The following is a 17,768-nucleotide window of genomic DNA, read 5'->3' as shown; positions in this document are numbered from 1 at the left end:
GAAGAGTTGAGAATAATGCGGCGAGCCCCAGGGCTCGCCGCTGCTGTAAAGAGGCGAGGTTCGGATGCGGTTAGCAGTTCTGAGTGGGATGCTGGGTACGTTGCTGGCAGCGCAGGGCGCTGCGATGGCGCAGATGCCTCAGGCGCAGGGGCCGCAGTTGCCGGAGCAGGACAAGGTGCTGGCGCGGCAGCTGTTCAAGGAGTTCATCGAGATCAACTCGCAGGACTCGAATGGCAGTGTGACGGCGGTGGCGGAGGCGGCTCGGAAGGAGCTGCTGAAGGCTGGTTTCGCGCCGGAGGATCTGGTGCTGGCCGGGCCGACACCGTTGAAGCAGAATCTGGTGGTGCGGTATCGCGGGGCGGCGGGGAGCAAGCTGAAGCCGATCCTGATCATCGGACACATCGATGTGGTGGAGGCTCGACGTGAGGACTGGACGACCGATCCGTACCAGTTCGTGGAGAAAGACGGCTACTTCTACGGGCGTGGCACACAGGACATGAAGGATTCGGATGCGATTGTGGTGGAGGCGTTCATCCGCATGAAGCGCGAGGGCTGGGTGCCGAAGCGCGACATCGTGTTGGCGCTGACGGCCGATGAAGAGGGTGGCAAATCAAATGGCGTGAGCTGGCTTCTGGAGCATCGGCCGGAGCTGATGAAGGCGGAGTTTGTGCTGAACCCGGATGCTGGTGGGGTGGGCATGCGCAACGGCAAGGTGACGTCGATGGGCGTGGAGGCGACGGAGAAGACGTACGCCGACTTCAAGCTGACGGCGACGAATGCCGGCGGGCACAGCAGCCTGCCTCGTCCGGACAATGCAATCTATGAGCTGATGCATGCGCTCGATGCGCTGGAGAGCCATCCGTTTCCGATCGAGCTGAATCCTGTGACGCGAGCGCAGCTGGAAGAGGATGCGAAGATTGCCGAGCCGGCGCGGGCAAAGCTGATTCACGGCGTGCTGGCGCAGCCGATGGACGAAAAGGCGGTTGCGGAGTTTGTGACGAAGCCGACGGATAATGCTCTGCTGCGGACGACGTGTGTGGCGACGATGCTGAGTGGCGGGCACGCTCCGAATGCGCTGCCCGCGATGGCGACGGCGAATGTGAACTGCCGGATTCTGCCTGGGCACTCGCAGGAGCAGGTGCGGCAGGAGTTGATGAAGCTGTTTAACGATCCGAAGTTGAAGGTGGAGTATGTGGCCGATGATGGCACGGTGAGCGAGACGGCTCCGAATCGCGAGAGCCTCGCGCCACCTCCGCCGCTGCCTGCGGTGTTTGTGCCGCTGCGTGCCGTTGCGGGAAAGATGTGGCCGGGGATGCCGGTGCAGCCCACGATGGAGGTGGGAGCGAGCGATTCGATCTACACGATGCAGGCGGGTCTGCCGAGCTATGGCGTGAACGGGGTCGCTATCGATGAAGGTGACGAACGGATGCATGGACGCGACGAGCGGCTGAAGGTGGAATCGTTCTATCGCGGCTCTGAATTTTATTACCTGTTCTTAATGGAACTGACCAAGCCCTAGCTGAAAAGCTAGTAAAGCAACTCCGAACTGCATGTAGGGTCTCCTACCGTAAAGACCCGAGAGGTAAACACCGCTGATTCCTAAACCGCCAGTAACGTGCAGCAAGCGATGGATGTGGGCAGCTTCAGGAGCGCTTGCAGCGACGGGGATCGCGGCGGCAGGCTGGGGCACGATGGCGCACGGACAGGACCTGCTGCAACATCCGGCCCAGATGCACGCGCAGGTCGGTCCGCAGGTGCAGCCGATGGAAGCCTCGGACCAGATACTGGCACGCGAAGTTTTGCAGCAGCTGATCGAGACGAACACGACTCACCGAGAGGGAAGCACGACAAAAGCTGCAGAGTTGATGCGGAGACGCTTTCTCGACGCAGGGTTTGCCGAGAAAGATGTGTCGCTGGTGGGGGATGCTGCCGATCGAAAGAACCTTGTCGTTCGCTATCGCGCAGCCAGTTCCACAGAAAAGCCCGTGCTGCTGCTCGGGCACCTTGATGTAGTGGAGGCACCCCGCGAAGAGTGGACCGTGGAGCCGTTCCAGCTAAAGGAAGCTGACGGTTACTTCTACGGACGCGGCACGCAGGACATGAAGAACTCCGATGCGGCGATGGTCACAAGCTTTCTGTTGCTGAAGCGCGCCGGGTGGGTGCCGAAGCGCGATGTGATTCTGGCACTCACCGCCGACGAAGAAGGTGGTGGCGATAATGGCGTGGAGTGGCTCGTAAAGAACCGTCGCGATCTGATAGACGCTGCCTTTGCGGTGAATCCCGATGCGGGTGGGCTGGTGCTGGTCGATGGCAGGCCGGTGGAGTTCGACCTTGCGGCGACCGAGAAGGTCTACGCAGACTTTGTGCTGTCGGCGACGAGTGCCGGAGGGCATAGTTCGCGGCCGGTTCCTGAGAATGCGCTGTACCTGGTGTCCGATGCTCTGGGACGGATCGAGCGCAGCCCGTTTCCGATCGAGTTGAACCCGATTACGCGCGCATACCTCGAAGCGGAGGCGCGACGTGAGAGCAATGAGAAGCGACAGCTAATCTCGCGGGTGTTGAAGCCGAAGATGGACATGGATGATGCGAACCAGCTGACCCTCGACTCGGGCTACAACGCCATCATGCGTACGACGTGTGTGGCGACGATGATGCAGGCGGGCGAGGCGGAGAATGCGCTGCCGGGCAAGGCGACGGCGAATGTGAACTGCAGGATTCTGCCAGGGCATTCGGTGGAAGAGGTGCGGAAGCAGATCGTAGCGATGGTGCAGGATATTCGGGTGAAGGTGCAGTATCGCGCAGAGGATGGCTCGTTGACGGACACAGCTCCGGACAAGCCGTCGATGACGGCTGCCGCGCTGATTCCCGAGGTGATGAAGCCCTTGCGAGCGGTAACGCAGGCGATGTGGCCGGGCGTGCGGATTGTGCCGGAGATGGAGTCTGGGTCTACGGACTCGGTGTATACCTCGGCCGCGGGCATACCCACGTATGGGTTTTCAGGGATGGGCATTGATACCAGCGACGCGCGCGCGCACGGGCGTGATGAGCGCCTGCGGGTGACCGCCTTCTATACCGGTGTGACGTTCATGCGCGAGATGGTGAAGCAACTCGGCGGGGAATGATTTTTATTTGCGTTCGGGCTGTTTCTGGTTAGAATTGCCGCACCATGATTCCTGAGCGTTTGCAGAGACCGATGCCGAAGCCTCCCCGTGTGCATTGGGGATTTATTCTTGCCCTCCAGATTATGACTCTGGGGCTTTTCCAGATGGTCTGGCTACTGGTTCTTTCAAATTGGTCGCGGCGCGTAAATGGGATGAGCAGAGCGTTCTGGTGGTCGCTCATCAACATCTGCATGTTGCCTGCTCTATTTCTCTTTGCTGTGATTGAAACGCTGGTGGGTGTGCCCGCGAACAGCCCTGTGATGGCGGCGGCACTCCTGATCTTCCGGCTGGGGATTCTGGTGACAGCACTGGGATCGCTGTTCATCCTGCGCAGCGAACTCGAATCGTCACCTATCTCGATTCCGTTGGGCGGGGTTGCTACGTTTTTCCTGGGCGTCATCTACTTTCAGTACCACCTCTACGATTACGACGTAGAGACGAAGACTGTACCGGAAGGCTCGCTGGGACTCGCGGGTTAGAGAGATGCCTTATTGGTCATCGGAGCGGTGTTGCCGGTAGGCGTCTGGCCGGGCTTGGCAGGAGCGTACTTGCTGGCGCACTTGGCCTGAAGCTGGGTGGCATGGAAGGTGCCGTCGCGACCGAAGGTGCCGATGGCGAGCGCCTGGGCGTCGTCCTTGAAGGTGTCGGGCGGTGGCTCTGAGCCCGTGTAGTCAACGCGCAAGGTACGTCCCTGTTCCACAAGCACGAAGTCGGCGTTCGGGCCGGAGCGATTGATGCTGCCCGGCTTTACATTGCCAGCGACGCGCAGGTTCTTCGAATACGCCTTGCCGCCCATGGCGTTCAACTCGGCGATGGTGACGTAGTAGCTCTTGGTGTCGGCGGCGCCTGAGATGGCAAGCCAGCTGACGGTGCCGATGACGAGGGCTCCGGCGAGGATGAACTTAAGCGGCGACTTTTTCTGTGTGGCGTTCATGTCTAAAGATAGTTTACGCCTCTCCGTGGTGAGGATGTGCGATCAGCGGAGAGGCGTCGCCGGGTCTCTGGTTTCTCGCCAGAGACCCGGAGTTGAGGCTGAACGCTAGAACTCAACCGGTAACGTGCGCCGTTCGCTGCTTGCCTGGATCGCCAACTCGATGAGGCGGATGGAGCGGTAGCCTGCCGACGCCGGGATGGCGAGCGCTGAGTCGCCACGGATGGCGTTGCGGACGCTGACGTAAAAGTGGCGGTAGTCACCGGGGACTGTGGGGTAGTCGCTGCGTTCCAGCTTCACCGGTTCGTTCACCTGTGTGGCTGTGGTGAGGACGCCCCATTGAGATTCAGGTTCCTTGATCCATGAGGTTTCCCCCTCAACGTCCGACTCCGTAAGCAGAGGCAGACGGCTACCGGCGATCAGCGCAGGTTCCTGGGGATCGATGCCGAACTTGGTGTAGCTGCCCTTCGTGCCGTGGACGAGGAAACGCGGGGAGGGCTCAGCGGCGAGCATCGTGGCGTGACATTCGTAGCGGAGGGCGCGGCCTGCAACGGTGAAATCGAGGGCAATATCGAAGACGTCGTCGATTTCGGTCTGATCGCGATCGCTGCGGATGCTGGCGGTGACGTGGGTGGGTGTACCGAAGAGCGCGAGCGCCTGGTCGAGCAGATGGGGACCGAGGTCAAACAGGAGGCCGCTGGCGGGGCCGCCTGCTTCCTTCCAGGTGTTGGGGCGCTGGATGGGACGGAAGCGGTCCATGTGGGAGCTGACGGTGACGACGCGGCCGAGAGTTTCGGCGTGGATTAGCTTACGGACGGTCTGGAAGTCGCCATCGAAGCGCCGGTTGTGGAAGGGTGCGAGAACGAGGCCGAGGCGGGCGGCGAGATCGATCAGGTGGTTGGCCTCCCCTGAAGTGGGGGCGAGCGGCTTGTCGACGACGACGTGCTTTCCGGCCTTGAGGGCGGCTTCGGCGTACTGGACGTGCGAGTCGTTGGGGGTGCCGACGACGATGAGATCTATTTCGGGGGACTGAATGGCCTCGTCGATGGAGCTGAGGATGCGGGTGGTGGGGTAGAGCGAGCGAACGGCCTCAGCCGTTTTGGCGGCGGATTCCGGGGAGCGCAGGGCGATGGCGGAGAGTTCAAGGCCGGGGACGGCCGCGACGAAGGGGCAGTGAAAGACGCGACCGGCGAGGCCATAGCCAAGCACGGCGGTGCGGATGGGGGGGCGGCTCATGCAGACCATCCTACGACGATTTGATCCGGGGAATGCAAGGGGTACCTGTCGAGAGGCGGGAAGGGGCCGGAGGAGGCTGATTCGGATACGGAAATGGTGGATATCCGATGAATTGAGGAATTTCCGCAGCAAGTTTTGCATACATCGGGGGGAGGTCTGCATCTTTATTACACAGATAAGATTGCGCTTTGTTCCTAACGAGGGGTTTTGTCACCAATTAGCATGGATTACATGGAACCAAACAAAAGAGACGCTCTCGCCCGGGCGTTGCCGCGTCGGGCAGGCTCGATGGCCACAATTTCGATGCTCGCGACGCTGGCCATAGTTGCGGCGCTACCGGCTGGCCTATGGGCTCAACTGGGTCCGTCGTCGGCGCCGAGCACGGGTACGGACGAGTTGCCCGTAGAGGTAAGCGCACAGCAGAAGCTGGCACAGCCCGGACCTGCTGTGAACCCTGCGAGCACGGCGACGCCTTCGGGCGTCGACCAGAGCTTCAAGGGCAGCATCGTGGAGGGCAAGGCGACGAATGAAGTTCTGCCTTTGAGCCTCGATGAGGCGATGCAGCGCGGTCTACGCACCAACCTTGGCCTGGTGCTGCAGAATACGAACGCTCGTGGTCAGGGTGGACAGCGGCTGGTACAGCTGCAGGAGCTTCTGCCAAAGGTTACCGGCTCGGCGTCGTACACCGTGCAGCAGGTGGACCTTGCGGCTTACGGTCTGTCGTTCCCCGGAATCAGCCCGGTCATCGGACCGTTCCAGGTATTCGACTTCCGCGCATACCTAACGCAAAACCTGTTCAACCTCGAGCAGTTCGACAAATACATGGCTGCGAAGCACAACTTCGAATCAGCCAAGTTGACCGCGCAGGATGCACGCGACCTGGTGGTGCTGACGGTGGGCAATGCCTACCTGCTTTGCGTGGCGGATGCAGCGCGGATCAAGGCGGTAGAGGCTGAATTGGCGAGCTCGAAGCTGTCGCTCGATCAGGCAAACGCAAATCACGAAGTCGGGACCAGTCCCCGGATCGATGTGCTGCGCGCGCAGGTGGATTACCAGAGCGAAGAGCAGACGCTGATCTCGGCGAAGAATTCGTTGGAGAAGGACAAGCTGGCGCTGGCCCGCACGATTGGCCTGCCGCTGGAGCAGAAGTTTGAGGTGTCGGACTCGACTCCGTATCAAGCGCTCGACACGCCCGATGCTGAGGCTGCTTTCGCGATGGCTCTGAAGCAGCGCAAGGATCTGGCTGCGTCAGTGGAAACGACCAAGGCCGCCGAGGCAAGCAAGAAGCAGGCGTTTGCAGAACAGCTGCCGACGGCCAAGGTCACTGGTAATTTTGGGGACCTGGGTGCCACGGTGAATCACTCGCACGGGACCTACACGGCCGAGGGCGAGATCGATGCGCCGATTCTGCAGCTTCTGAAGACGCGCGGAGATAACGAGGTTGCGCAGGCGCAGCTGGAACAGGCCCGCGCGAAGCAGGCCGATCAGGTGCAGCAGGTGAACGCTGATGTGCGCGACGCGATTCTGGATATCCAGACCGCGGCAAAGCTGGTCGATGCTGCCAGGAGCAACGTCGATCTGGCGCGTGAGGCGTTGAGTGAGGCGCAGGAGCGATTCAAGGTAGGCGTGGCGGATTCGCTGCCTGTCTCGCAGGCACTGGCGACTGATCGTCAGGCTGAAGATCAATTTATTGCAGCGCTGTATCAGCACAACGTGGCGAAGCTTTCGCTCGCACGTGCGCTGGGTGTGGCGTCGACGAACTACAAAGATTATCTGGGAGGGAAGTAAGCGTGGCCGATACGAATGAGCAAGTGCCGCAGAATGAAACCGCGGAGCAGGCACCGAAGAAGAACCGCAAGCCGTTGATCATCGGCATTGTCGTGGTGCTGGCGTTGATCGCTGTGTTCTTTTACTGGCGTTCGACGTTCACCGAAGATACCGACGATGCGCAGGTAGATGGCAATCTGTATCAGGTGAGCTCGCGCGTCTCCGGGCAGGTGATCAAGGTGGATGTGGAAGAGCAGCAGCTTGTCCACAAGGGTGACACGATTGCCGAAATGGACCCCACCGACTACCAGGTTGCACTTGAGCAGGCCCAGGCAAATCTCGCTACCGCGCAGGCCCAGTTCGAACAAGCCAGCGTGAACGTGCCGATTACGGGCGTAAACGTGCGGACGCAGATTTCGACCTCGGGTTCGGATGTGCTGGGTACGGAGGCTTCGGTGCAGCAGGCCCAGGCGCAGGCGTTGGCTGCGAACTCACGCATTGCGCAGATGAAGGCCGCTGCGCTGAAGTCGAAGCTGGACGTCGACCGCTACACGCCGCTCGTTGCCAAGGATGTGATTTCGAAGCAGCAGTACGACGCTGCTGTCGCGACCGCGACCGCCGACGAGGCCGCCTATGAAGAGGCTCAGCGCAGCGCCGCCGCCTCTCAGCAGGCCGTTGGTATTGCGCAGTCTCGCCTTGCACAGTCGAAGTCGCAGGAGCAGCAGAGCCGCAAGAACGGCCCTGAGCAGGTGAAGGTGCAGCAGGCTACGGCCGCCGCTGCCGAAGCTGAAGTGAAGCAGGCCCAGGCGCGCGTCGATCAGGCCAAGCTCAATCTCGGCTACACGAAGATCGTGGCTCCGCAGGACGGCATCGTCAGCAAGAAGAGCGTTGTGGTGGGCGAGAACCTGAGTGTCGGTCAGTCGCTAGTCACCATCGTTCCCCTGCAGGACCTGTGGGTTACCGCAAACTTCAAGGAGACGCAGCTGGCCGAAATGAAGCCCGGCCAGGAGGTCGACATCAAGGTCGACGCTCTGGGCGGACGCAAGTTCACCGGCACCGTAACCCGTGTGGGTGGCGCCACTGGTTCGTCTCTGAGCCTGTTCCCGCCGGAGAATGCGACCGGCAACTACGTGAAGGTTGTACAGCGTATCCCTGTTCGCATCGACTTCAAGAACCTGAAGGACGAGAACAAGGACGAGGCCCTTCGCATCGGTATGAGCGTCGAGCCGACAGTGACGGTCAAGAACTAAAGCACTAAAGATACAAATTGAGGGCGGAGGCTAACAGGCTCCGCCCTTTCTTCTTGCCGTGGAAAAGGCCGCGTAACGCGCCTGGTGTTTTCTGCATCTCACCCCACAAGAGGTGAAGTATGGCACCAAAGAACAGTAAACAATTGAAGGGCAAGGACTTTGTCACGGAGCATCTCAACCAGTTTGCCCGTGAGATTCAGAAGTACGGCGACGTCGTGCATGAGCTTCCGCACCCCCTGAGTGCTAAGGTGCGCGGCGATATGTGTAAGCAGTTGAACCAGCTGCTTGCCGATTCGATCACGTTGCGCGATATGTACAAGAAGCACCACTGGCAGGTAGCCGGTCCCACTTTCTATCAGTTGCACCTGCTGTTTGATAAGCATTTTGACGAGCAGGTGGAGATCGTCGACACGATCGCCGAACGCATTCAGTTGCTGGGCGGAGTGACGATCGCCATGGGTGGTGACGTTGCGAAGCAGACGAAGATTCCTGCGCCTCCGATCGGTCGCGAAGAGGTTACGGTGCAGATCGCGCGCCTCCTCGGAGCGCACAAGATCGTGATGCAGGCATGCCTTGATCTTTCTGACGCGGCGGACAAGGCGGGCGATCAGGGTACAAACGACCTGGCTGTAAGCGATGTGTTACGCGCGAATGAACTGCAAAGCTGGTTCATCGGCAATCATCTCGTGGAGATGCCGCTGACAACGGCGGAGTGATTTTTTTGTTGCTGTGAAACACAGGTCCGGCTTCGGTCGGACCTGTTGTTTTGCGGGAAAGGTTTCCGCAACGAATGATTAGTGCGAACATCGTATAGGTATTCCGGTGGGTTGGTTTTAGAGAGGCGCGGCCATGGTTTCGCTGTTACGGCTGTTTGAACATCACGCGTATTCCATTCTGTTCGGCTGGGTCCTCGTCGAGCAGGGCGGAGTACCGATTCCCAGCGTGCCGGTAATGCTCGCCGCGGGTACGATGAGTGCTGCTCATCGCCTGCACATTGCGTATGTACTGCCGGTCATCTTGTTGGCTTGCCTGCTGTCGGATTCGATGTGGTACTGGCTGGGCAAGCGCTTTGGCCGCAAGATACTCGATCTGCTATGCCGCTTCTCGCTGGAGTCGACGACTTGCGTGGCAAAAACACAGGGCACGATGACAAAGCGCGGTGCAGTGACGCTCCTGTTCGCGAAGTTTGTGCCTGGTTTGAGCACGGTAGCCGCCCCAATCGCTGGCCAGGCGGGCATTAGCTACCCCGTATTCGTAGCCTACGATATGGCGGGCTCGTTGATCTGGGCGGGTGCGTGGTTGTTTGCGGGCCGGTTCTTCGGAGACCTGGCCAAGCGCAGTGAAGATTTCTTCAGCTTGTTGAAACATGGGGCACCTTTGCTGGTCGTGGTGGGTATCCTAGCTATTCTTGGGAATCGCTTATGGAAGAAACGCCAGTTCCGCAACGAGCTACGTGGATTGCGGCTGGAGCCGGGCGAACTTATGGCGATGATCGATACGGCGGTGAGCGACGGTGAGGACCGTCCGTTTATCGTGGACCTGCGGCATCCGTTGGATGTATTGAGCGATCCGCTGATGCTGCCCGGGGCGATTCGCATCGGGCCTGAAGAGTTGAAGCGGCAGCGCGAGATGATTCCCAGCGACAGGGATGTCGTACTGTACTGCACCTGCCCGAGCGAAGAGACCAGCGCGAAGGTAGCCCTGGAGCTGCGCCGCCTGGGGATACGGAGGGTGCGTCCTTTGCGTGGCGGTCTGCAGGGGTGGAAGGACGCGGGCTATCCGCTGGATGTTGTGGAGACCGTCTAGTTTTGGGTTGAGGAAGTCCAGGGAGGAGAGTGTCAGTCACTCTCCTCCCTCTTGTACTTAGCCACCTCCCAGGCGGAAGTTGATGTTGATGGTTGTCTCAACCTCGGTAGGCTCTCCATTCAGTAGGTAGGGGTGGTAGCGGGCGGCCCGGACGGCGTTGAGGGCAGCGCTTTGCAGCATGATCGGACCACTCAGGATGTGTGCGCTCTCTATGTGGCCTTGCTTTGAGATGATCGCCGCGACGACGACCGTTCCCTGGGTGCCGCTGGCTTTCGCAATCGGTGGATAGATGGGCTGAATCGGCGCGAGCAGCAGACCGGCGATGACTCCGCCGGAGATCCTCGCCGGCATGGTGTTTGCGGTGGGCCTGACGACCACGTTCGGTGCAATGTCTTCAGGGCCCGAAGGCAATGCAGGGCTGTTCGGCCCCATCGCTATGCCTGATGCGAGTAGCGGTGTGTCTACAGGGGTTCCGGTTGAGTGAATTATGCCCTGGATTACACGGAGGACGGACGAGGTTGCCGCGGGCGCGGAGGGTGCCGACGTGGCAACCGCCGTCTCGACATGCGGACGTGGAATCGGCGGCGGTTTGGGCGCTGGTAGTGGCGGGGGTGCCAGCACGGAAAGCTTCATCGGCCCCGCGCCGAGTACCTCGGGATGCAGGATGGGAATGGCGACAAGAGTTGCCACAAGTGCACATTGCGAGGCGATGGCGATCATCGCAGGAGCGCGGTTGCGGCTGCGGAGTAACGGAGTGGATTCAACGAGAGATTCAACAAACATGGCGGCACCTCGAACGAACAGGATGAACTTCGATGTGCGCACCCAGCGAGGAATGCGTATGTCGGCTTAGACACCGAGGTTTCCTGGGATGTTCCGCCAGCCCTCTCGAAACGGATTCTTCGCATCGAACAAATGGCACAGCTATGGCGTTCGCAATGACTTCAGGAGAAGATAAAAGGTAATGTCTGCGACTGTTACGGCCCCCGGGACCCTTCTGAAGGAACCATCGCTCGAAAAGACTGTCACCGCGCCTCGGCGGGTGCACTCGATAGATGTACTGCGCGGGCTAACGATTGCGCTGATGATCCTCGTCAACGACCCCGGTGACTGGAATCACTTGTTTCGGCAACTCGACCATGCGGAGTGGAACGGTTGGACGCTCACAGACCTTGTTTTTCCAACCTTCCTGTTCCTCGTTGGCGCCTCGATGGTCTACAGCCTTGCATCTCGTGCAGCGAAGGGGAGCTGTCGCGGCTCATTGACGGCACATATCTTTGCTCGCACGGGCAAGCTCTTGTTGCTCGCCTTTTTGCTGAATTTCTTCCCTCGGATGCACTGGGCCATGCGCTTCTATGGAGTGATTCCGCGCATTGCGATTTGCTCGTTATTCGCAGGGCTGGTATTGATCGCAACCATGAAGCTGCGCAGGCAGGCGGCCGTCGTTGTGGGTATTGTGGTGGCGCTCCTGCTTGGTTATTGGATCTTGCTGCGCTGGGTACCTGTCCCCGGAGCGGGTATGCCTGGACGCGACTTTCCCTTCATGGACGAGGTCACAAACCTGACTGCCTGGGTAGACCGAGGCTTTGTCGCCTGGACACGGCATTGGCTGCACACGGGTGCTCTCTATCGCAAGACCAGCGATCCCGAAGGTCTACTCAGCACACTGCCGGCTGTTGGTACCGTGCTGATCGGCGCGCTGGTGGGTATGTGGATGAAGCGACCCGAGTGGTTGCGAGATCCAGCAGGCATGGGGCGAATGCGTCAAGGTCTACTTGTCTTTGGCGCGGCGATGTTCCTGGCTGGATGGACCTGGGGTCACTGGTTTTTCATCAACAAGAATCTCTGGACGAGCAGCTTTGTGCTGCTGACCGCAGGCCTTGCGACCACAGTGCTGGCCTTGTTGAGCTGGGTCGTGGATGATCGCCCGCAGCCATGGCCCGCCGCGTTGACGCTCGTAACCTGCCCCTGGTTCGTCTTTGGATCCAACGCGATGGCCGCCTACACGACCTCGGCGGTGCTGGTAAAGGCTGCGCTCTATTTCAAGCTGGGAGCAGCGAAGACGAGCCTCTGGTCACTGGCGTACTTCGGGATATTTGCTCGGCACGACTCCACGGTGTGGACGTCGCTGGCCTTTGCGATTGCTTTTGTCGCTGTGTGCTTTCTGCCCAACCTGTGGCTGTGGCATAAAAAGTGGTTCTGGAAGATGTAGCCGAGCTGCGTGAAACGTTGCCTCCCCTATGAAATGATTCATTGAGAGCTAAGAACGAGGTACGGACGTGGCATACGAAAGTCTGCGCGAGTGGATCAAGGCGCTGGATAAGGCAGGCGAGTTAAAGCGGGTTACGGCTGAAGTTTCGCCGATCCTGGAGATGGCAGAGATCGCCGATCGGGCATCGAAGAGCGGGAAGGGAACAGCGAAGGCGGGTGGGCCGGCGCTGCTGTTTGAGAACATCACTGGCTATCCCGGTGCGAAGGTGCTGATGAACCAGTTCGGCTCCACGCGGCGTATGCAGATGGCGCTGGAGGTGGACTCGCTCGATGATGTCGCCAAGCGTATTGATGTGCTGATCCATCCTGTCGCCCCGGTGGGCATGTTCGACAAGCTGAAGATGCTGCCGATGCTCGCTGAGGTGGGCGGCTATTTCCCGAAGACCATCGCAGCGAAGAACGCCTCATGCAAAGAGGTCATCCTGCGCGGCGACGATGTTGATGTACTGAAGTTCCCGGTGCTGCAGACCTGGCCGGAGGACGGCGGCCGGTACATCACGCTGCCATGCGTGACCACACGGGATCCGAAGAGTGGCAAGCGCAATCTCGGCATGTATCGCATGCAGGTGTACGACGGCCAGAGCACGGGCATGCACTGGCAGCGGCAGAAGGTGGCGGCAGAGCACGCGCGTGATCGTATGCGTGCCGCTGCGGACGATGCAGCAGGGCAGGTCGAGGTGATGGCGATGACCGCAGGCGGTACGGCCGCCGCAGGGTCACACTCGATGCCGCAGCACGTGGTGACGAAGATTCGCGGCGAACGAATGGAAGTCGCCGTGGTCATCGGTACCGATCCGGCGACGACCTTCAGTGCGATTGTGCCCGCTCCGCCGGAGGTAGAGGAATACATCATCGCGGGCTTCCTGCGACAGAAGGCTGTGGAGCTGGTGAAGTGCGAGACAGTCGATCTCGACGTGCCCGCGCATGCAGAGATCGTGCTGGAAGGTTATGTGGAGCTAGGCGAACTTCGCACAGAGGGACCGTTCGGCGACCACACCGGCTTCTACACCATGCAGGACGAGTACCCGGTCTTTCACATCACCTGCATCACCCACCGCAAGGACCCCATCTATGCGGCAACCGTCGTTGGCAAGCCGCCCATGGAAGACACCTGGATGATCAAGGCAGTGGAGCGCGTCTTCCTGCCGCTGATGAAGCTGACCATCCCCGAGATCATCGACATCAACCTGCCCGCCGAAGGCGTCGCGCACAACCTGATGATCGTCAGCATCCGCAAGAGCTACGCAGGGCACGCGCGCAAAGTGATGCATGCCATCTGGGGCCTGGGGCAGGCGATGTTTACGAAGTGCATCGTGGTGGTCGACGAAGACTGCGATGTGCAGGATGTGTCTGAGGTGATGCTGAGAGCAGGGAACAACATTGACCCTGAACGCGACATCCAGTTCACGCTGGGCCCGGTCGATACGCTCGACCATGCGAGCCGCCTGCCGAACTTCGGCAGCAAGATGGGCATAGACGCGACGCGCAAGTGGCCTGCCGAAGGCTTCACGCGGCAATGGCCTTCGATGCTGACGATGTCAAAGGACGTCAAGGCGAAGATGGATGCCGTTTGGAAGAAACTAGGTATCGAGTAAGCTGGCCAGCCCCGCGTGGGGAATCCCACACGTCTGCGGTGCCATCACAGCTATACTTGTAGAGGCGCAGAAGCGCTGATATTGCTTGTGGGAGATTGTTTTGGCGAAGGCAGAGATTGGCATCATCGGCGGCAGCGGGCTGTACAACATGGATGGCCTTACGGACGTACGTGAGGAGAAGATCGAGACGCCGTTCGGTGATCCGAGTGAAGTGTTCCTGCTGGGCAAGCTGGAGGGGCGCGATGTCGCATTCCTCGCGCGCCATGGCAAAGGCCATCGCATTCTGCCCAGCGAACTGAACTTCAAAGCGAACATCTACGCGATGAAGTCGCTCGGCGTGACGAGCATACTCTCGGTCAGTGCTGTCGGCTCGCTCAAGGAAGAGCACAAGCCCACCGACTTCGTAATTCCAGATCAATTTATTGATCGTACTTTTGCACGCAGCGCCACCTTCTTCGGCAACGGCGTCGTCGGCCATGTCGCCTTCGGCGATCCGGTCTGCCCGATTGTGAGCGATGTGTTCGCGAAGGCGTGCGAAGAGGTCGGCGTCGTCGGCAAACTTGGTGGCACCTACATTTGCATAGAAGGCCCACAATTCTCGACCAAAGCTGAATCGCATCTCTATCGCAGTTGGGGTGCGGACATCATCGGCATGACGAATTTGCAGGAGGCCAAGCTGGCTCGCGAGGCTGAGTTGAGCTATGCCACGCTCGCCATGGTCACCGACTACGACTGCTGGTTCGAAGGCCACGACGCCGTGACGATCGAGCAGGTGATCGCCGTCATGCATCAGAACAGTGGTAACGCGCAAAAGGTGGTGAAGGCTGCGGTTCGCCTGATGCCGACCGACCTGAGCGCTTCGCCTGCACAGAGTGCAGCCAAGTTCGCCACTATGACCGACAAGACCATGATCCCGGCTGATACCCGTAAGAAACTCGATCTGCTGTTCGGGAAGTACTGGTAAGTTCTGAGGTGTCTGGCACCTCATCGCCACATAAGATCGATCGAAGGAAAGGCAGCATATTCTTGTCCATTCTCGTTGTAGGTTCAGTCGCGTTTGATTCTCTTGAAACCCCGAGCGGCAAGCGCGAACGTGTGCTCGGCGGCGCTGCCACGCACTTTGCACTGGCCGCAAGCTTCTTCACGAAGGTGCGCGTCGTTGGTGTTGTAGGCGAAGACTTCCTGCCTGAGCATGAGGCCGTGCTGACTTCGAAGGGTGTCGACACGACCGGTATTGAGCACGTTGTCGGCAAGAGCTTCCACTGGACCGGCAGCTACGTGCAAAACCTCGCCGAGGCGCAGACGCTGGCGACCGACCTGAATGTCTTCGCCGATTTCGAGCCGAAGATCCCCGCAAGCTATCTTGACAGCGAGTACCTGTTCCTCGCGAACATCGACCCCGTGCTGCAGTCGAAAGTGCGCGCTGCCATGCCGAACGTGAAGCTCGTCGCCGGCGACACGATGAATTACTGGATCGCGGCTCATCGCGACAACTTGTTGAAGGTGTTGGAGGAGCTGGACGTCCTGATCATCAACGACAAGGAAGTGCTGATGCTGAGCGGCGAGACGAACTGGGTGCGTGGCGCGAAGAAGGTGCTGGAGCTTGGTCCGAAGTCGCTCGTCGTCAAATACGCGGAGCATGGCTCGGCCTCGTTCTTCTCCGAGCGTAGCTTTGGCGATAACTCCTCGGCAGGCATCTTCCGTGCTCCGGCGACTCCGCAGGAAGAGGTCGTCGATCCGACGGGCGCAGGCGATTCCTTTGCAGGTGGCTTCTACGGCTATATCGCTTCGCAGGGCAAGCTAACGCCTGAGGTCTTCCGCACTGCTATGTTCTATGGCTGCGTGATGGGTTCGCTTTCGGTCGAGCAGTTCGGCACCGAGCGCCTACAGCGCACCACGCGTGAAGAGATCGAAGCTCGCTTCCAGCAGTTGAAGCAGATTTCGCACCTGTAACCCGAAAGAATCGAGACAAGATGAAGAGGTTGGCCCCGCGCAGAAGTCTGGTGAAGCAGGTGCCGGTGGTGGCTCTGGGCGATCCCGAAGCCATCCGACCGGTGATGCGCGGAGAGACGTATCCGGCGTTTGCGGCGGGCGTGATGCTGGCTTTCGCAGCACTGCTGGTGTGCTACTCGCGCGGATATCTCTTACTCTACGGCGACGCGGTTGCGCATCTTGCGATTGCGCGCCGCATTGTCGACGCGCACTATCCTGGCCTCGCGCAGATGGGTGGTGTGTGGTTGCCCCTGCCGCATCTGCTTATCGTTCCATTCATCCGCAGCATGCAGCTATGGCAGACCGGCCTTGCCGCCGCGCCCATGTCGACCCTCAGCTTTGCGATCAGCGTGGCGGGCATGTGGCGGTTGTCTCGCCGCATGATGCGCGTCCGCTGGGCACTAGTGGCTACCGCGTTCTACGCTCTCAACGCGAACCTGCTCTTCCTCGCCACGACAGCGATGACCGAAGCGCTCTTCCTCATGCTCTTCGTGTGGAGCATCGTCGTTACGATGGAAGGCATCTCCGCGCTGCGTGAGAATCGGACCGCAGCAGCAAAAGGCCGTATGGTGCTCGCGGGCCTGCTGGTTGCGGGTATGGTCTTCACGCGCTACGACGGTTGGATCGTTGGCGCGGTTTTGTGGTGTTGCTTCGCGTGGACCCTCTGGAAGAGTTCGAAGGAGACCCGCGATAGCGTCAAGGTCGCGTTCGGCATCTTTACTGTGCTGTGTGTCGCGGGGCCGCTGCTGTGGTTCTGGTATAACGCGCACTTCGAGGGCGACTGGCTCGACTTCCTGCGTGGGCCCTACTCTGCCAAACAGATCGAGCGCAAGACCGCGCCTCCCGGCCAGCACTATCGCGGCTGGCACAACATGGGCTGGGCACTGCTGTTTTACACGCGTACGGCACAGATCGATGCCGCCTTCTGGGAGACGGGCTTCGGACTGATGCTCGCCTCGCTCTATGGCCTCTGGTTGAGCCTGCGCAACACGACGACCGATCTCCTCGACCGCAGCAAGCAGGAGCTGTCGACCCGCATCTCGCTCAAATACGGTCTGCTTCTCTGGGTGCCGTTGCCGTTCTACATCTACTCGGTAGCTTACGGATCGGTGCCGATCTTCATACCGCAGCTGTGGCCGCATGCGTACTACAACGCACGCTATGGAATGGAGATGCTTCCGGCGTTTGCTATTTACGGCTCGCTCGCTGCGGAGCGGCTGGACATTTGGATTCGTATTCACTCGGAGGGCTGGTGGAAGGTCGCGGCGCGTGTATGGCAGCCCTTCGCGATGCTTCTCTGCGTAGCAAACTTTGTCGGTATGGCCATCCATATTCCGCTCGTGCTGAAAGAAGGCCAGGTCAATGCGACCACGCGGGTAGCTTTCGAGAAAGCGATCACGTTCGCGTTGCAGCAGATGCCGCCGGATGAGCCTGTGATGATGGCGCTCTCGGCGCATGTGGGCGCGGTGCAGGAGTCTGGTCGAACCCTCGTAAGCATGGTGAGCGAGAACGATTCGATGACCTGGGACCCCGCGCTGAAGGACCCTGCCCACAGTGCGTCCTTCGTTATCGCCATCGCTGGCGACCCCGTCGACCAGGCAGTCAAGGAACATCCCGAAGGCCTCAAGGAACTCGAAGTCCTTTGCACCTCTGGTCAGCCCTGCGCCCGCGTCTATCAGAGCGAGGTGTGGAACTTGAGTCCTGCGAAGGGCGCGAACATCCCCGCGAAGTAACGCCGGGTAGTATTCTGGCAACGATC

The 17,768-nt window shown here is 60.0% G+C and carries 15 protein-coding genes; 12 read left to right on the top strand and 3 right to left on the bottom strand.

All coding sequences use genetic code 11. From position 1 onward, the window contains the following. The first annotated feature begins 64 nt into the window (after positions 1-64). From OHL14_RS05635 to OHL14_RS05625, 3 genes are all read left to right on the top strand, one after another. Positions 65-1,519 carry a M20/M25/M40 family metallo-hydrolase gene (locus OHL14_RS05635; RefSeq protein WP_263378348.1) on the top strand — a complete coding sequence of 485 codons (1,455 nt, stop codon included), beginning with the start codon at positions 65-67 and terminating at the stop codon, positions 1,517-1,519. Between the two features lie 112 nt (positions 1,520-1,631). After that, positions 1,632-3,122, top strand: coding sequence for a M20/M25/M40 family metallo-hydrolase (locus OHL14_RS05630; RefSeq protein WP_263378347.1), 1,491 nt, complete (start codon positions 1,632-1,634; stop codon positions 3,120-3,122). Positions 3,123-3,166: 44 nt separating this feature from the next. Beyond that, positions 3,167-3,640 (top strand): hypothetical protein, encoded by a 474-nt coding sequence (locus OHL14_RS05625; RefSeq protein WP_263378346.1) that lies wholly within the window; start codon positions 3,167-3,169, stop codon positions 3,638-3,640. Here the strand turns inward: OHL14_RS05625 and OHL14_RS05620 are convergent. Together OHL14_RS05620 and OHL14_RS05615 are read right to left on the bottom strand one after the other, a co-directional pair. Further along, complete coding sequence (locus OHL14_RS05620) at positions 3,637-4,095, bottom strand: cytochrome c maturation protein CcmE (RefSeq protein ID WP_263378345.1); 459 nt, start codon at positions 4,093-4,095, stop codon at positions 3,637-3,639. The two genes, OHL14_RS05625 and OHL14_RS05620, sit on opposite strands and share 4 nt — an antisense overlap. A 105-nt stretch (positions 4,096-4,200) precedes the next feature. Next, on the bottom strand, positions 4,201-5,328 hold the full coding sequence (locus tag OHL14_RS05615; RefSeq protein WP_263378344.1) for a Gfo/Idh/MocA family oxidoreductase: 1,128 nt from the start codon (positions 5,326-5,328) through the stop codon (positions 4,201-4,203). Positions 5,329-5,559: 231 nt separating this feature from the next. Here OHL14_RS05615 and OHL14_RS05610 point away from each other — a divergent pair, with 231 nt between their 5' ends. From OHL14_RS05610 to OHL14_RS05595, 4 genes are all read left to right on the top strand, one after another. Next, on the top strand, positions 5,560-7,116 hold the full coding sequence (locus tag OHL14_RS05610) for a TolC family protein (RefSeq protein ID WP_263378343.1): 1,557 nt from the start codon (positions 5,560-5,562) through the stop codon (positions 7,114-7,116). A gap of 2 nt (positions 7,117-7,118) precedes the next feature. Further along, positions 7,119-8,345, top strand: coding sequence for an HlyD family secretion protein (locus OHL14_RS05605; RefSeq protein WP_263378342.1), 1,227 nt, complete (start codon positions 7,119-7,121; stop codon positions 8,343-8,345). Between the two features lie 119 nt (positions 8,346-8,464). Next, a complete protein-coding gene (locus tag OHL14_RS05600) occupies positions 8,465-9,061 on the top strand; it encodes a Dps family protein (RefSeq protein WP_263378341.1) in 597 nt (198 codons plus the stop codon). Positions 9,062-9,194: 133 nt separating this feature from the next. Next, the gene (locus OHL14_RS05595; protein ID WP_263378340.1) at positions 9,195-10,151 is read left to right on the top strand and encodes a VTT domain-containing protein; all 957 of its coding nucleotides are present in this window, start codon (positions 9,195-9,197) and stop codon (positions 10,149-10,151) included. A 57-nt stretch (positions 10,152-10,208) separates the two neighbouring features. Here the strand turns inward: OHL14_RS05595 and OHL14_RS05590 are convergent, their stop codons facing one another. Next, positions 10,209-10,934: an energy transducer TonB gene (locus OHL14_RS05590; RefSeq protein ID WP_263378339.1), complete on the bottom strand. Its 726-nt coding sequence runs from the start codon at positions 10,932-10,934 to the stop codon at positions 10,209-10,211. A gap of 181 nt (positions 10,935-11,115) precedes the next feature. Between OHL14_RS05590 and OHL14_RS05585 the strand changes: the two genes are divergently transcribed. The 5 genes from OHL14_RS05585 (at position 11,116) to OHL14_RS05565 (ending at position 17,742) form a co-directional block, all read left to right on the top strand. Then, on the top strand, positions 11,116-12,363 hold the full coding sequence (locus OHL14_RS05585; protein ID WP_263378338.1) for an acyltransferase family protein: 1,248 nt from the start codon (positions 11,116-11,118) through the stop codon (positions 12,361-12,363). 67 nt (positions 12,364-12,430) lie between these two features. After that, the gene (locus tag OHL14_RS05580; RefSeq protein ID WP_263378337.1) at positions 12,431-14,017 is read left to right on the top strand and encodes a UbiD family decarboxylase; all 1,587 of its coding nucleotides are present in this window, start codon (positions 12,431-12,433) and stop codon (positions 14,015-14,017) included. Between the two features lie 100 nt (positions 14,018-14,117). Beyond that, a complete protein-coding gene (gene mtnP / locus OHL14_RS05575) occupies positions 14,118-14,981 on the top strand; it encodes an S-methyl-5'-thioadenosine phosphorylase (RefSeq protein WP_263378336.1) in 864 nt (287 codons plus the stop codon). A 62-nt stretch (positions 14,982-15,043) separates the two neighbouring features. After that, positions 15,044-15,970, top strand: a complete 927-nt coding sequence (locus OHL14_RS05570) for a PfkB family carbohydrate kinase (RefSeq protein WP_263378335.1) — start codon at positions 15,044-15,046, stop codon at positions 15,968-15,970. Between the two features lie 20 nt (positions 15,971-15,990). Beyond that, complete coding sequence (locus tag OHL14_RS05565) at positions 15,991-17,742, top strand: hypothetical protein (protein WP_263378334.1); 1,752 nt, start codon at positions 15,991-15,993, stop codon at positions 17,740-17,742. The last annotated feature ends 26 nt before the right edge of the window (positions 17,743-17,768 follow it).

This window comes from Granulicella paludicola, assembly GCF_025685545.1.
In the GTDB taxonomy this organism is placed as follows: domain Bacteria; phylum Acidobacteriota; class Terriglobia; order Terriglobales; family Acidobacteriaceae; genus Granulicella; species Granulicella paludicola.
The sequence above is the reverse complement of the archived record's forward strand: the minus strand, read 5'-3'. Positions and strand labels throughout refer to the sequence as shown.